Genomic DNA, 13265 nt, shown 5'->3' with positions numbered 1-13265 from the left:
TGGCTGTTTTTTAACGATTTGTTCATTTATCGGGAAACCGTCCCATTTTTTTGACCGTTACGATTGGAGGTGTGCTCTTTTTTTTCCATAAGATATACATCATGATGAGGATAAAGGAAAAACCAGCAGCCGGTATTAGATAAGGTTCAGTTATTTCCCGGATTTGCTGCCAATTCTCGCCGAGGATCCTTCCTAAGGTCAGGAACAATATGGTCCAAGGTATGACAGCCGCAACCGTATAAAATATAAACTTCCATACTGACATCCTCGCAATTCCGGCAGGGATGGAAATGGCATGGCGAACAACCGGAATGAATCGAGCCGTAAAAACCACGCCCACGCCATACCGCTTAAACCACTCTTCAGCATGTACAATATGATTTTCTTTAATTAGAATATATTTTCCATATTTCAAGAGAAAGGGCCTTCCTCCATAATACCCCGCCCAATAGAGAAATAATTGTGCCATCGTCCCGCCTGCCACACCGGCAAGAACAGCTCCCCAAAAATTCATTTTCCCCAGGCCTACCACATAACCACCGTATCCTAGAACAAGCTCACTCGGTATGATTTCAACCATCAGCCCCAATAAAATCCCCATATAGCCCATTTCCGCAAACCAATTCAATATCGTCATAATAAGCTGTGATATCATGCTATCGGACTCCCCTTACCGCTAATTTCAAATTGTTTGTCCTTCTATCCTATTCAGCTCATAACGTTCTATTCGATTTTTCATATCCAGTTTCACAATGCACCACATTCAGGATTGCACAAAAAAAGACCAGCTGCTATGTACTCCGGTCTCTTTACATCAATATTCTTTTAGCTCCCCTTTTTGGGAAATTTGAGAAAAAACAGCGGCAGTGAGTAAGGATGAATCATTTTGTGAAACATTAGTGAAAATCTCCTGCCGTGATTTCGTTTTTTCAATATGAATCCCGAGATCTTTATACTTGTTGATTATTTGATTATTCATGCTTACCCTCCTTTTCTGCTGTACCGTTATCCTTTAACTTCCCATTTAACGAAGTAATAAAACCTATTTAAACGATTCGATCCAAAAAACAATCAATTGACATGAATAGTTTGCAGTTGGTGTTCATGCACTTCGTCTTTTTCAACATGGACCTGGACCTTATAGGTTCCCGCTTCTTCGAAAGATACCTTATTTAGATATGTTCCATTCCCATCTTCTTCAGCCTTGGTGAAATGACTCTCTTCGCTGCCTTCCTTCCACACCTCGAAATTCACATCTGCATTTGTCAGCGGCTTCCCATTCAATTCAACCGTCGCTTCAAAGTTCGAACTGTTTCCTGCCTTTACAGGGTTACTTTGAAACCCGATAGATACATCCGTACTAGGGTGAACCGATGCACCTTCACTTTCATGTCCTGGAACGACGACTTCCTTTTCAGGCATTACATGAAGGCCTTTAGCCGTTACATGGGACACTACAATATATTTGCCTTGTTCCTCAAAAGTATGCATCACTTGATACATGCCACTTCCAGTATTCTTTGCTTCAAGCATTTCCCGTTTATCCTGTCCGGACTTTCTCACTTCAAACAGCACCTCATCAGCTTCATTCACCAATTGGCTTCCCTGTTTCACTGCCGTTTCAAGAATGACTTCTTTTCCAGGCTCCACTTTCCCTTTAATGACAATTGATGCATCCATCGACTCTGGAACAGCACTGTTCACTTCCTTATCCTCTGGCATTTCAGACTCTTGACACCCTGCCAGCATAACTAACAACGCAGTACACATATAAAGTTTTTTCATATGAACTTCCCTTTACTATTTATTAGACTAAAAATCTGTCCTCTTCATATTGCCCATCCTTTCCTTTTTTCAGATTTTTATACATAATTTCACATCAAATGGTTCGCATTACGGTGACTGAAGTCAGCATGCCTACCGCGATGATCGTTAAAAATGAATATAAAAAGATTGAAGTCCCCACAACGCTCAATCCGCAAAGCAGTACACACCCATCAATGAAAAAAATCAGCAGACCTACATTGAGTCCACTTTTCCTGGAAAGGATCTGTGCCAACATATCGGTTCCGCCTGTAGAGGTCCCATACCGAAGCATTAAACCGATTCCAAGTCCAATCAACCCTCCCCCGATTATCGCACTTACATAAATGGGGAGGTTCCATCCTGTGACAGCGTCGGAAAAAATATCGATGCATAAAGAGGAAAAAAGCAAGCCATGCAAGCTGTTCAGGAATAATTTTTTTTCAAAGTACCAAGCATATATATATAATGGAATGCTGCTCAAAATCACACCCAGTCCTGTCGGAAGTCCTATATAGTAATGAAAAATCAGCCCAATCCCTATCATGCCGCCATCCAATAAATGATAAGGTATCAGAAAAAAATTGATTCCCACACCTACAAGCATGCTGCCGGCAATGATCGCTGCCATCCGTTCCATGATTTTCATGGCTGCCACCCCCTTTAATTCTTGCATTTAAAACTTGTCTTGGTTTCTATAGAATATGTTTGTACCAGCAAAAAAATAATGAAACTGAGCAATTTTTTATGAAACGGCCCTCATTTTTCTGAATATTCTATAATATGTTACAATAAAGTAGAGAAAACAGTCAAAAACAGCTATTTATTAGCTCAAACTGATCCTTTACAAGCAATTTACCGGATTTAAGGTGCCGTAAGCTGTTTGACTGAATGATTAACTCTTTCTATAATGAAAGTATTTAAATTAATTAGATTGAGGTGATTTGATGGGGCATTAAAGAATGTTCGTTGTGACGGACAGGCGCTGCTTTGCGTAACGGATATGTGTCCTTTTGGAAAATGGCTGCACTCCTTCAGACAGAAATTCTTCTATTTCCCGTCTACGCATCGCTAATCGGCATATACTATTATTCTCTTCATCACTAAAAGAAATGGGAGTTCAAGCGGCTGCACATCTATGGCCACAGAAGCAATCCCGAAAATATTCAGCACGGCAAAAAAAATATACTTGTATATTTTAAAAATGTAGGAGGTGTACTCCTTATTCGTCTCGAAGGCGAGTTAAGGGAGACTATTTGGACATAATAAACTTGGTTCTTATTGCCATTTTAATTGCTTTAACAGCATTTTTTGTAGCTACGGAGTTTGCGATTGTTAAAGTGAGAAGCACGAGGGTCGATCAATTAATTGAAGAAGGAACGAGGAATGCCATTTCAGCAAAGAAGGTCATCTCCAACCTGGATGAATACCTCTCAACTTGTCAGCTCGGAATTACCGTTACAGCCCTAGGGCTTGGATTCCTTGGGGAACCGACAGTTGAAAAAATTTTGCACCCACTCTTTAATCAATTGAATCTTCCAAATTCAGCTTCACATGCACTCTCGGTTGCAATTGCCTTTTCTTTCATTACGTTCATACATGTCGTTGTTGGAGAATTGGCACCGAAAACATTGGCGATTCAAAAAGCGGAGCAAGTAACATTATTGGTTTCGAAACCTTTAATTGCCTTTAACAAAGTCATGTATCCATTCATCTGGGTACTGAATGGCTCTGCAAGGACGCTTACAAGAATGCTAGGATTAAAAGCGGTTTCCGAACATGATTTGGCTCATACAGAAGAAGAGCTTCGAATCATTGTTTCCGAAAGCTACAAAAGTGGCGAAATTAACCAATCAGAGTTTAAATATGTGAATAAGATTTTTGAATTCGATGATCGGATCGCAAAAGAAATCATGGTTCCACGTACAGAAATTGCCACGGTATCCAAAGATGATACGATCCAGCAGTTTTTCACCGTAATGGCGGAAGAGAATTTTACGCGATATCCTGTCATTGATGGTGATAAGGATCATGTTATCGGAATGGTCAATATCAAAGAGCTATTCACTGAAATGATAGACAGAAACAATCAGGCAGCGTCAACGATCGACCGATATGTTCGTCCGATCATCCGTGTCATTGACAGTATCCCGATTCACGATTTACTTTTAAAAATGCAAAAGGAACGGATCCACATGGCCATCCTCATGGATGAATACGGCGGTACCTCAGGTTTGGTTACCGTTGAAGATATCCTTGAAGAAATCGTTGGCGATATCCGCGATGAATTCGACCTGGATGAAGTTCCCGATGTCCGCAAATTAAAAGAAGATCACTACATCATCGATGCCAAGGTATTAGTAAGTGAAGTGAATGATTTACTCGGATTGGATATCAATGATGAAGATATTGATACGATGGGCGGATGGATCCTTACAGAGGATTATGAGGCCAAACAAGGTGATATCCTGACTTATGGTCCCTATAACTTCAGGATAAAGGAAATGGAAGATCACCATATTCGTTATATTGAAATATATAAACAGGCAAAAGTCGTAAGCGAAGTGAAAGAATTCCCGATCATATCACAAACCGAAATCGTTTCATGATAATAACCCCCGTTCCTAATACAATAGGAGCGGGGGTTATTTTTTTTTCAACTGGTACATGAAATAAAATAAATACATATTATATAAAACCTGCTTCATTTAACATTGGATGATTACATGAAGTATAGTTCTACCTTTATTGTTTCATACTGTTAAAAAAGCGATACTTTTTGAAGGAGTGAAGAATCATGAAACTCATAACCATTTGCCAGCACTGCAAAGGGAAAGGGAAAACCCGTTATCTTCAATTCTTTTCCCGGGACTGCAATCATTGCAACGGTCAAGGTAAAGCGGTAAAAGATATGTCAAATTTAAGAAATCAGGCCAAAAACATCTAATAATCTTTCATATTTTGAAGTTGGTTTTAATGACACCTGCCCTCTTTAGCGTATCATAAACAATCAGTATCGAAGGTCCAAGGAAAAGCCCAAGGAAACCAAGCATCTTAAACCCTAAATAAAGACTGACCAACGATGCCAATGGGCTCAACCCCATATTTGCTGAATAGATTTTTGGTTCGATGGTCCTTCTTATGATGGTAATGACCAGGAATAGAATGATGAGGCCAACACCAAGATGATGATTTCCTTGAGCCCAAACGATCGCTGCCCAAGGAACCAGCACAGATCCCGTCCCCAAGATAGGAAGAATGTCCACCACCACTATTAACAGTGCCAATGGAATCATATACTTCACATTTAACAACCATAGTCCTCCATAAGCCATGATGAACGTTATTAAACTCAACAGGATTTGTGCCTTTATGAAGCCTACGGCTGCCATACTTAAATCTTGATAAACTAGCGAAATTTTTTGATAGGTGGATGTCTTTAAATAAAGGACTGCCTTTTTTCTTAATTTAGGCAATTCAAGACTGAATAAGAATAAAGCGATTAAGTAAATTAAAAAGTCAATGAAAAGTCCAGGAATGAGTGTCACGAACTGGACCATATCCTGAACAAAGCCCTCTGTGAACCCCTCCAGAGCCATGACTCCCTTTTCCATCGTCTGTTCTACCGATTGAATGAGGTTTGTCGGCAAAGTTTGCGAATACCGTTCCCATTGCCTAATGACTGGCAATATAGCCGTCAAATACACTTCACGTATGAAACCGGGAAATTCTTCCGAATAGACAATGACCTTCTTGATTAATACCGAAAAAGAATAATAAGTGATGCTCATAAGCCCGCCTACATATAAAACAAATGAAATTAACACTGCCCAAAAACGATGCAGCCTTGCCGTTTCACCAATCATGCGGACCAATCCATCCAAAAGAATGGCGGTGAGCAGCGCTAAAATCAACGCCCATGAATACGGAATGACGATTAATATGACTAGAAGGAGTATTCCCCTCCAAAACCAGCGAAAAAAGACGGCGACATTCACTGAACAAACCCTCCTTGCACCTTCCTGTTCTCCTTATATTTATGAAACGGGGACACATATATTTCGCTTATACGTTTTATTTTCTCAATAAGGGGAAAAAGAGATACAAAGAGATGGAGGGATTCACATTGGATAATAAAGATAAAGAAAAGTATCTTGAGGAGCGTAATGATAAATCCAAGGCCTTCAAGAAAAATCAGGAGAAACAGCTGGAACGTGATCAAGTGGTCATGCCCATTGATGATTTACCAATTGATGAAATTAAATATGAACATCAAGAAGAACGAAATAAAAAAGAAACAAAACACCGCTCCACCAGCGAGAAGTTTTAAACAAAAACCAGCCACTTTTTAGAGGCTGGTTTTTGTTTGCAGGATATACTGCATTCAGCGCGTTTTATACTTTTACCAATTTCGTCGGCACTTATGGACCATTTCAAAGAGTAATATATTCTTCCCATCATATATTACAAGCAGTAGACTAAAAGGGATCCGGAAAGTGTATCTATCTTTAATTGATGTACCGGCAGCACCTTCAACCTCTCAGGTATGGTTTCTAACTAAACTAAATCTTATAACAAAGTTGATTGGAGCGGGTGTTCGGGACTCCTGCGGGAAAAGCGCCTCCAAGGGAGACCCTGCAGGTGCAAAAGCGCCGAGGGCCGACCGCCCGCGGAAAGCGAGTGCCTGGAACGGAAATAAACGCCCAAATGGACAAACCACAAAAAAACTGTAGGTAAACATGAATTCTCGACTTTGTCTCCAGGCTGAAATATATTCCATCATGATTGATGTTCTGCTTGTGATTGTGCAGATGCTTCCCCCTTTGTTGTTTGAGATTTGGGAAGACTGAGCTTTCCCTCAATTCATTCATATTGCCAGAATTTTACCCTTCCCCGCTTTGCTTCCAAAAATAAACATTGACTGAAATAAATGATTCTTTACAATAGACTTTTAAGAATTAAAGAATATAATGGACTGGTCGACCATTATAAAGGAGAATCATATGACGAACCCTACTCAATTATTTCATCAATATTTACAAGTATCGAGATCATTAGTCAGCAAAATGAATGAACAAATTACAGCCCTTGAAATTTACCATAATCAGTGGACAATCCTGAATTACTTAAAGAACTGTGGCTATTCCACAATCCCCGATATTTGCAGTTACCTGGATGTAGACAGTGTGATCATCACACGTTCGGTCAACAGCATGGAACAGAATAATATGATTAAACAAGTTCCTGGTAAAGATGAACAGGAAAAACGAATCGAACTGACCCCCCGGGGCAAAGAGGTACATACAAAATGTCTTAAGATTGCAGAAAAAATCGAAGGAAAGGCCTTGGAAGGCATTACTGAAGAAGAACAGGAAGTATTTTTCCAGACGGTCCTTAAAATCCTCAATAATATAAGAAACTAAAATGGGTAGCTTGTATCATTTTAGAATAAGTGTGAAGCAAGGAGTTTCCTTACTTTCACACCAAGCTATAGCCATGCCTTTTTTAAAAGCCGGATTCCAGCTTCGATTTCCCTTTCGGTTAAACCACCGTACCCAATCAAAATAGTCGGATCTTTCACTTTCTTTGAATGATAAACCGATGTTGGGTGGACTTTAACCCCTACACTGGCAGCCCTTTGGATGAGCTCTGCCTCACTGCTTCCGTTTTTTACGTTTAAAAGAACGTGCAATCCTGACTTTTCACCGATTATGGTTACACGATCATGGAAGCTCGCTTCCATTGCGTTCAGCAGCACCTTATTCTTTTTACGATAAATCGTTCGCATTTTATTCAGATGGCGTTCCCAATGTCCATTTTTCATAAAAAGACAGAGCGTTTCCTGAATCAGTCTGGAAACGGTCTGTTTATATCCGATTAACTTCTGCTGAAATCGGCAAGACAACTCCATGGGTAACACCATAAATCCCACCCTGATCGATGGGATGAACGACTTTGAAAACGTGCCTAGGTAGACGACCCTTCCATTTGTGTCCAACCCCTGCAACGACGGAATCGGTTTGCCTGCATGCCGGAATTCCCCGTCATAATCATCCTCAATAATATAACCTTTTTTTTCCACCGCCCAATTCAATAATTCCACCCGTCTAGTTATCGGCATGATCATACCGGAAGGAAATTGATGGGAAGGTGTGACATAGGCTACATCCGCTGTACTCTCTTTCAATGAGTCCACACTCATTCCACTTTCATCCAAAGGTATGAATTCCGTAACCGCCCCCTCCAGCCTCAGTACCTCCCTTACCCGATGAAAGCCAGGATCTTCCAACCCAAATACCCGCTCATTTCCAAGTAGTAACCGCAGAAGATGGATGAAATACTGGGTACCTGCCCCAATGATGATTTGATCAGCCCCGCAGCGAACTCCTCTTGATTGGAATAGATAGGATGAAATCTCAGCCCTAAGCCCCCATTCCCCTTGTGGATCACCGCTCATGAACATTTCCCTTTCCTGTAGATACAACGTATTATTCAAGCACTTTTTCCATACGGCATGCGGGAAAGAATCCACGTCCACGCGGCCATGATTGTAATCTATCTCATTTCTTTCATTCAGAGGGTCCATTATCCCTTCTGTTACAGGCAATGGCTCATTCAAAGCTGAAATCGGTTCTAAATCGGCTACGTAGTACCCTTTCCTTAATTGACTTTCCACATATCCTTCCGCCATCAACTGCTGATAAGCCGTATCAACTGTATTCAGGCCTATCCCTAAATGCAAGGCCAGTTTTCGTTTAGAAGGCAGTTTCATTCCGGCCTTTATTTGTCCATTCTGGATTTCCTTTATAAAGTATTTATACAATTGCACATATAAAGCTTCTTTGTTCGTTTTATCTAGGGTTAAAGTGATTTCAAACATTTGGTCCTCCTTCAAACTGGTTCCATAAATTATATCAGCATTGGTCCTTATTGCAGAACCAGAATATTTTTATAATGAAGATATCAATCAAGAGGAGGAAACTATGAAGCATTTCGAATTATACGGTAAACACGTGATACTCACCCCGATAATGGAACATCATATCGAACCGCTATACGCCGCTTCCCTGCCATCTGAAATATGGACATGGAGTGCAACAAAGATTTTGTCATATGAAGAGGCGATCTCCTATGTAAAGGAAGGCATTCGAGCAAGGGAACAGGAACTTCATCATCCATTTGTCGTTATCGATCGGACAGATGATTCGGTAGTTGGCAGCACGAGCTTAAGGAATATTCACTTTCATAATCAATCGCTGGAAATCGGCGCGACTTGGTATCATCCCGACAAATGGCGAACAGCCATTAACACTGAATGTAAGTACTTGTTATTGCAGCATGCTTTTGAAAAGTGGCAAATGAAACGGGTTGAATTCAGGACAGACGAATGCAACAAAAGATCACGTGCCGCAATAACCAGGCTCGGCGCCCTTGAAGAAGGGATTTTGAGGATGGAGAAAAAGCTGCAAGATGGGAGGATCAGGAATACGGTGGTCTATAGTATTCTCGAGCATGAATGGCCCAGTGTGAAAAGGAATTTGGAAGCTTTTTTAGAAAGGTGAAAATGAGAAAAGAGTGCCATTGTTTTGCACTCTTTTCTCTTACTGCTATTTTTCATGTGAGTCTTTACGAATTTCCGATAAAGAATCCTTTTGCCTTTTCGTTGATCGAATTAATATGAAAACACCAATCGCAAATAAAAATGGCATTAGTAAAGCAAAAAGAAGATAAATCATATCACCAAAGAACAAGTTCATACCCCCTAAGCAATTCGACGCACCCTTTTGTCTGTAAAGCTTTTCCGTCAGACTTGAATGATCCCTGCTTAGTCCAAGCTTTGTGACAAGCGAATCATATCCTGGCACTGAATCCCATTTTCATAAATGGCCTCGGAATAGTTTCTAGTAAAAAAATCCCGATCGATCCCAGTTATTCTAAAACCGCATTTTTGGTAAAGGGCAAGCTGCCCTATCCCCGAATTGCCCGTTCCGATTTCAATCATTTTATATCCCTGTTCCCTTGCATGGCCTATCGCATGTTCAATCAATTGCCTGCCGATTCCTCTTCCATGGTACTGTTCATCGACCGCGATGTTCATTATCTCTATCAGTTCCGGGGCTTTTTGCAGTAAAACACAAACGCCGATCATCCGGTTATCACCCATGGCAACAAAGCACGTTCCGCTTCCCAAATATTCCTCGACCAATTTCCTTGAAGGATCTGCCAAAAGCAATAAATGCATCGGGGGTGGCTCATCCAAGAATAATTCCCTTATCTCCATCAGCATCCAAACCCTCCTCAGTTTAATTCATCCACAAGCAGTTCAACCAATTCCGATGCAGGAAGTTCCCTGCTCAACTTATAACCCTGTCCTGCCCACAAAGCCATCAATTCAGGATTGTTCTTTTGTCCGGCTGCTTTTCGCATTTGTTTGGTCATGTGATGGACATAAGGATAGGCGACCGGTGCAACGCTATCATATTCCGTTAAAAAGTGATTCACCAACCCACGTGCCCTTCGGCCGCTGAAGGCTCGGGTAACAGCAGTCTTAGTAAATCGGGGATTTCCCAGCGCCGCCTTATGGACCGGACTAGCCCCGCTTTCGGGACAGCGAAGGAAAGCGGTACCCAATTGCGCCGCTGTTGCTCCCGCTTCGAGCACGGCTGCGATATCCTTTCCATGCATCAGTCCGCCCGCGGCAATGATCGGTAAGTCCAGCTCAGCCCCTATCATCCGAATCAATACTAAAAGGCCGTAATCATCTTCTGTGCGGTCATCAAAACTGGCCCGGTGCCCCCCTGCTTCAAACCCCTGCACACATAGAACGTCCGCGCCTGCTCCCGCCGCCTTTTTTGCTTCCTGAAGGTTGGTTACTGTCACTGCTATAAGGGAACCGACATCTTGGAGCTCCCTTATTACATCTTCCGTTGGACATCCAAACGTAAAACTGACGACCGCGACCCCAGCCTCCTTCAATACATCTAGTTTATTACCCCAATCATCGTCATCACTATCGGCTTTTCCAATCTCAGCCCCAACGCTCTCGGCCTCTTTTTCGATCTTTTCACGATAGCCAGATAATATATTTTCATCCGCCGGCTCGTTGCCTGGCACAAATACATTCACGCCAAAAGGGCGTTCAGTCAACTGACGGGTCTGCCCTATCTCGTCCATCATCTCTTCCGCAGTCTTATAGCCAGCTGCGAGAAAGCCCAATCCTCCTGCATTGGATACAGAAGCCGCAAGCTTCGGAGTGGAAGCTCCTCCTGCCATCGGTGCCTGAATGATTGGGTATCTCATTAACTCTTTCAACATTCGATACAACTCCTCTTGATTTTTCTTCATGCCCTTATCATTTTTACGTTTTCTTGGTATAATGATTATCTGTAAGAGAAAAGTGTCTAAATGATCACCCTTTATATCTTGCAAATATAAAACATAGGTGGTAAATAAAAAATGGAAACAAAACCATATAGAGTATTACTTTATTATTTGTATGTACCTATCGAGAATCACGAAGTATTCGCAGCCGAGCATCTTGCGGCATGTAAAGCCCTTGAATTGAAAGGCCGTATCTTGGTGGCTTCAGAAGGTATCAACGGAACGGTTTCAGGTACGATCGAACAAACCGACAAATATATGGACATGATGAAAAGCGATCCCCGCTTTGCCGATATCGTGTTTAAAATAGATGAAGCTGAAGGCCATGCTTTCAAAAAAATGCATGTTCGTCCACGCAATGAACTTGTAACGCTTCGCTTGGAAGACGACATCAACCCGAACAAGACGACAGGCAAATACTTGAGCCCGAAGGAATTCTTCGAGCAAATGCAAGATGAAAACACCATCGTCCTTGATGCCAGAAATGACTATGAATTTGATTTAGGACATTTCAGGGGTGCAATCAAGCCAGAAATCACGAATTTCCGTGAACTTCCGGAATGGGTACGGGAAAATAAAGAAATGTTCGAAGGCAAAAAAATCCTAACGTATTGCACTGGCGGTATCCGCTGTGAGAAATTCTCCGGCTGGCTAGTCGAGGAAGGCTTTGAAGATGTAAGCCAGCTGCACGGCGGCATCGCAACATACGGGAAGGATCCCGAGGTCCAAGGTGAGCTATGGGATGGCCAAATGTATGTTTTCGATGAAAGGATTGCCGTACCTATCAATCAAAAGGAACATGTAATCGTCGGACGCGATATTTATTCCGGCGAACCTTGTGAACGCTATGTCAATTGCGCTAATCCTGAATGCAACAAGAAAATCCTTTGCAGCGAAGAGAATGAACACAAACATATGCGCAGCTGTACCCATGAATGCCGAGTGCATCCGCGTAATCGCTATGTAGTCGAGCATAACCTTTCTGAAGAAGAAGTGGCTGAGAGATTACAGCTAATCGAAGATTCCATTATGGCAAAATGATTTTAGCAAACCCGAATTAGTGGACATGATCCCTGTTCGGGTTTTTTTATCGATTAAACCAAATCTTATTTTTCTATATTAAACTTATGCCTTGGACTTCATTCCACTGTAAGAATTAACTTTGATCTTTAATGCCATCTGCTTTTACTGCAATATTACTTCCATTCTTACTTCTATATCACAATAGAAAAAACCTTCTTAATACGTAAAAAGAATGGTTTCCGCTTTTAGATTTTAGCGGTCATCAGTCTTACCTGCATGAAAAGAGCGATTCCTCTTTAGAGGAATCGCTCTTCATTCATGTTATTTTGCATCTGCACTTACAACAATCCCGCAAGCTTGTCTATCGCCTGCATCACCAGTTTTCAAAGTATCTGCATCCGGTCCTTTTTTCCCATTGGCTTCATAGCGGTCAGGAATATTGGCAAAGTTGTCTGGGTTAGCATGAACGATTACAGCCAGCTCTTCTTTCTTCAGTTGGTCTATTGTCATGTTATCCAATGTTGCCGTATATTTTGCTGTCCCATCTTCTTTTACATATAAAGGGGGCATATCACCTGCGTGTTTAGAATGCGTTTCACCAGTTGGGTTGAAGTGTCCTCCCGCTGTAGTGAAAGGGCCATCCTTGGCATCCGGCTCACATGCTGCGTTCTCGTGCACATGGAATCCATGGTAGCCTGGCTCAAGACCTTCCAAAGCGGTCTCGATCACTACAGAATTCTCTTCAGCGGTAAAGTTCACCGTTCCAAGTGTTTTACCTTCTACATCTTTAACTTCCGCTTTCACCTGCGGATCAACCTCTGTATCTGTTCCTTGTCCCGCTGTAGTCATGTCCTCGGCATTATTATCGGCCTGATTTGAATCATCCGCTGAATTGCATCCATACAGTAAAAAGGCAGCACACATAGGCAGTATAAGCTTTTGTTTATAGTTCATGATAACTTCCCTCCACTCTCTTATATGTATCTTCCTCTTATTACTTTCCACTATTATGGAAGAATAAACAGATAGCGGCATAAATAGGAAAATAGATTACACCA

17 protein-coding genes are annotated in these 13265 nt (G+C 41.6%); 7 read left to right on the top strand and 10 right to left on the bottom strand.

Features of this window, described 5'->3' with window-relative positions:
- Positions 1-22: 22 nt before the first annotated feature.
- From uptA to AC3WLU_RS08355, 4 genes are all read right to left on the bottom strand, one after another.
- Positions 23-652 carry an undecaprenyl phosphate transporter UptA gene (gene uptA / locus AC3WLU_RS08370; protein WP_063577829.1) on the bottom strand — a complete coding sequence of 210 codons (630 nt, stop codon included), beginning with the start codon at positions 650-652 and terminating at the stop codon, positions 23-25.
- Between the two features lie 162 nt (positions 653-814).
- Positions 815-979: a hypothetical protein gene (locus AC3WLU_RS08365; protein ID WP_153246081.1), complete on the bottom strand. Its 165-nt coding sequence runs from the start codon at positions 977-979 to the stop codon at positions 815-817.
- Positions 980-1071: 92 nt separating this feature from the next.
- Positions 1072-1785, bottom strand: coding sequence for a FixH family protein (locus AC3WLU_RS08360; protein WP_057275742.1), 714 nt, complete (start codon positions 1783-1785; stop codon positions 1072-1074).
- A gap of 94 nt (positions 1786-1879) precedes the next feature.
- On the bottom strand, positions 1880-2452 hold the full coding sequence (locus AC3WLU_RS08355) for a YitT family protein (RefSeq protein WP_222620123.1): 573 nt from the start codon (positions 2450-2452) through the stop codon (positions 1880-1882).
- 607 nt (positions 2453-3059) lie between these two features.
- Here AC3WLU_RS08355 and AC3WLU_RS08350 point away from each other — a divergent pair.
- The gene (locus tag AC3WLU_RS08350; RefSeq protein WP_063577158.1) at positions 3060-4412 is read left to right on the top strand and encodes a hemolysin family protein; all 1353 of its coding nucleotides are present in this window, start codon (positions 3060-3062) and stop codon (positions 4410-4412) included.
- Between the two features lie 188 nt (positions 4413-4600).
- Positions 4601-4750 (top strand): hypothetical protein, encoded by a 150-nt coding sequence (locus AC3WLU_RS08345; RefSeq protein ID WP_170956573.1) that lies wholly within the window; start codon positions 4601-4603, stop codon positions 4748-4750.
- A gap of 7 nt (positions 4751-4757) precedes the next feature.
- Here AC3WLU_RS08345 and ytvI read toward each other — a convergent pair whose 3' ends face one another.
- On the bottom strand, positions 4758-5801 hold the full coding sequence (ytvI, locus tag AC3WLU_RS08340) for a sporulation integral membrane protein YtvI (RefSeq protein ID WP_082854712.1): 1044 nt from the start codon (positions 5799-5801) through the stop codon (positions 4758-4760).
- A 128-nt stretch (positions 5802-5929) separates the two neighbouring features.
- Here ytvI and AC3WLU_RS08335 point away from each other — a divergent pair, with 128 nt between their 5' ends.
- From AC3WLU_RS08335 to AC3WLU_RS08325, 3 genes are all read left to right on the top strand, one after another.
- The gene (locus AC3WLU_RS08335; protein WP_057275739.1) at positions 5930-6133 is read left to right on the top strand and encodes a YczO family protein; all 204 of its coding nucleotides are present in this window, start codon (positions 5930-5932) and stop codon (positions 6131-6133) included.
- Positions 6134-6299: 166 nt separating this feature from the next.
- Positions 6300-6536, top strand: coding sequence for a hypothetical protein (locus AC3WLU_RS08330; RefSeq protein ID WP_492597100.1), 237 nt, complete (start codon positions 6300-6302; stop codon positions 6534-6536).
- Positions 6537-6806: 270 nt separating this feature from the next.
- Complete coding sequence (locus AC3WLU_RS08325; protein ID WP_034314851.1) at positions 6807-7226, top strand: MarR family winged helix-turn-helix transcriptional regulator; 420 nt, start codon at positions 6807-6809, stop codon at positions 7224-7226.
- A gap of 65 nt (positions 7227-7291) precedes the next feature.
- On the opposite strand, the gene pdxR is transcribed toward AC3WLU_RS08325, so the two are convergent.
- Positions 7292-8683 carry a MocR-like pyridoxine biosynthesis transcription factor PdxR gene (gene pdxR / locus AC3WLU_RS08320; protein ID WP_492597099.1) on the bottom strand — a complete coding sequence of 464 codons (1392 nt, stop codon included), beginning with the start codon at positions 8681-8683 and terminating at the stop codon, positions 7292-7294.
- 103 nt (positions 8684-8786) lie between these two features.
- Between pdxR and AC3WLU_RS08315 the strand changes: the two genes are divergently transcribed.
- Positions 8787-9365, top strand: a complete 579-nt coding sequence (locus AC3WLU_RS08315) for a GNAT family N-acetyltransferase (protein ID WP_098865921.1) — start codon at positions 8787-8789, stop codon at positions 9363-9365.
- A gap of 45 nt (positions 9366-9410) precedes the next feature.
- On the opposite strand, the gene AC3WLU_RS08310 is transcribed toward AC3WLU_RS08315, so the two are convergent.
- From AC3WLU_RS08310 to AC3WLU_RS08300, 3 genes are all read right to left on the bottom strand, one after another.
- Positions 9411-9554 (bottom strand): hypothetical protein, encoded by a 144-nt coding sequence (locus tag AC3WLU_RS08310; protein ID WP_492597098.1) that lies wholly within the window; start codon positions 9552-9554, stop codon positions 9411-9413.
- 74 nt (positions 9555-9628) lie between these two features.
- Complete coding sequence (locus tag AC3WLU_RS08305; protein ID WP_413002294.1) at positions 9629-10084, bottom strand: GNAT family N-acetyltransferase; 456 nt, start codon at positions 10082-10084, stop codon at positions 9629-9631.
- A gap of 17 nt (positions 10085-10101) precedes the next feature.
- A complete protein-coding gene (locus AC3WLU_RS08300) occupies positions 10102-11115 on the bottom strand; it encodes a nitronate monooxygenase (RefSeq protein ID WP_403187335.1) in 1014 nt (337 codons plus the stop codon).
- A 144-nt stretch (positions 11116-11259) separates the two neighbouring features.
- Here AC3WLU_RS08300 and trhO point away from each other — a divergent pair, with 144 nt between their 5' ends.
- Positions 11260-12225, top strand: coding sequence for an oxygen-dependent tRNA uridine(34) hydroxylase TrhO (gene trhO / locus AC3WLU_RS08295; protein ID WP_063577162.1), 966 nt, complete (start codon positions 11260-11262; stop codon positions 12223-12225).
- Between the two features lie 303 nt (positions 12226-12528).
- On the opposite strand, the gene AC3WLU_RS08290 is transcribed toward trhO, so the two are convergent.
- Complete coding sequence (locus AC3WLU_RS08290) at positions 12529-13161, bottom strand: superoxide dismutase family protein (RefSeq protein WP_268564628.1); 633 nt, start codon at positions 13159-13161, stop codon at positions 12529-12531.
- Between the last annotated feature and the right edge of the window lie 104 nt (positions 13162-13265).

The sequence above is a fragment of the Peribacillus sp. FW305-BF15 genome, from assembly GCF_058783805.1.
The sequence above is the reverse complement of the archived record's forward strand: the minus strand, read 5'-3'. Positions and strand labels throughout refer to the sequence as shown.

Excerpts from the sequence above, each read along its gene's own strand:
- AC3WLU_RS08290 (WP_268564628.1), bottom strand. The coding sequence starts at position 13,161 with ATGAACTATAAACAAAAGCTTATACTGCCTATGTGTGCTGCCTTTTTA.
- AC3WLU_RS08305 (WP_413002294.1), bottom strand. The coding sequence starts at position 10,084 with ATGGAGATAAGGGAATTATTCTTGGATGAGCCACCCCCGATGCATTTA.
- pdxR (WP_492597099.1), bottom strand. The coding sequence starts at position 8,683 with ATGTTTGAAATCACTTTAACCCTAGATAAAACGAACAAAGAAGCTTTA.
- AC3WLU_RS08325 (WP_034314851.1), top strand. The coding sequence starts at position 6,807 with ATGACGAACCCTACTCAATTATTTCATCAATATTTACAAGTATCGAGA.
- AC3WLU_RS08360 (WP_057275742.1), bottom strand. The coding sequence starts at position 1,785 with ATGAAAAAACTTTATATGTGTACTGCGTTGTTAGTTATGCTGGCAGGG.
- trhO (WP_063577162.1), top strand. The coding sequence starts at position 11,260 with ATGGAAACAAAACCATATAGAGTATTACTTTATTATTTGTATGTACCT.
- AC3WLU_RS08315 (WP_098865921.1), top strand. The coding sequence starts at position 8,787 with ATGAAGCATTTCGAATTATACGGTAAACACGTGATACTCACCCCGATA.
- AC3WLU_RS08365 (WP_153246081.1), bottom strand. The coding sequence starts at position 979 with ATGAATAATCAAATAATCAACAAGTATAAAGATCTCGGGATTCATATT.
- AC3WLU_RS08355 (WP_222620123.1), bottom strand. The coding sequence starts at position 2,452 with ATGAAAATCATGGAACGGATGGCAGCGATCATTGCCGGCAGCATGCTT.
- AC3WLU_RS08345 (WP_170956573.1), top strand. The coding sequence starts at position 4,601 with ATGAAACTCATAACCATTTGCCAGCACTGCAAAGGGAAAGGGAAAACC.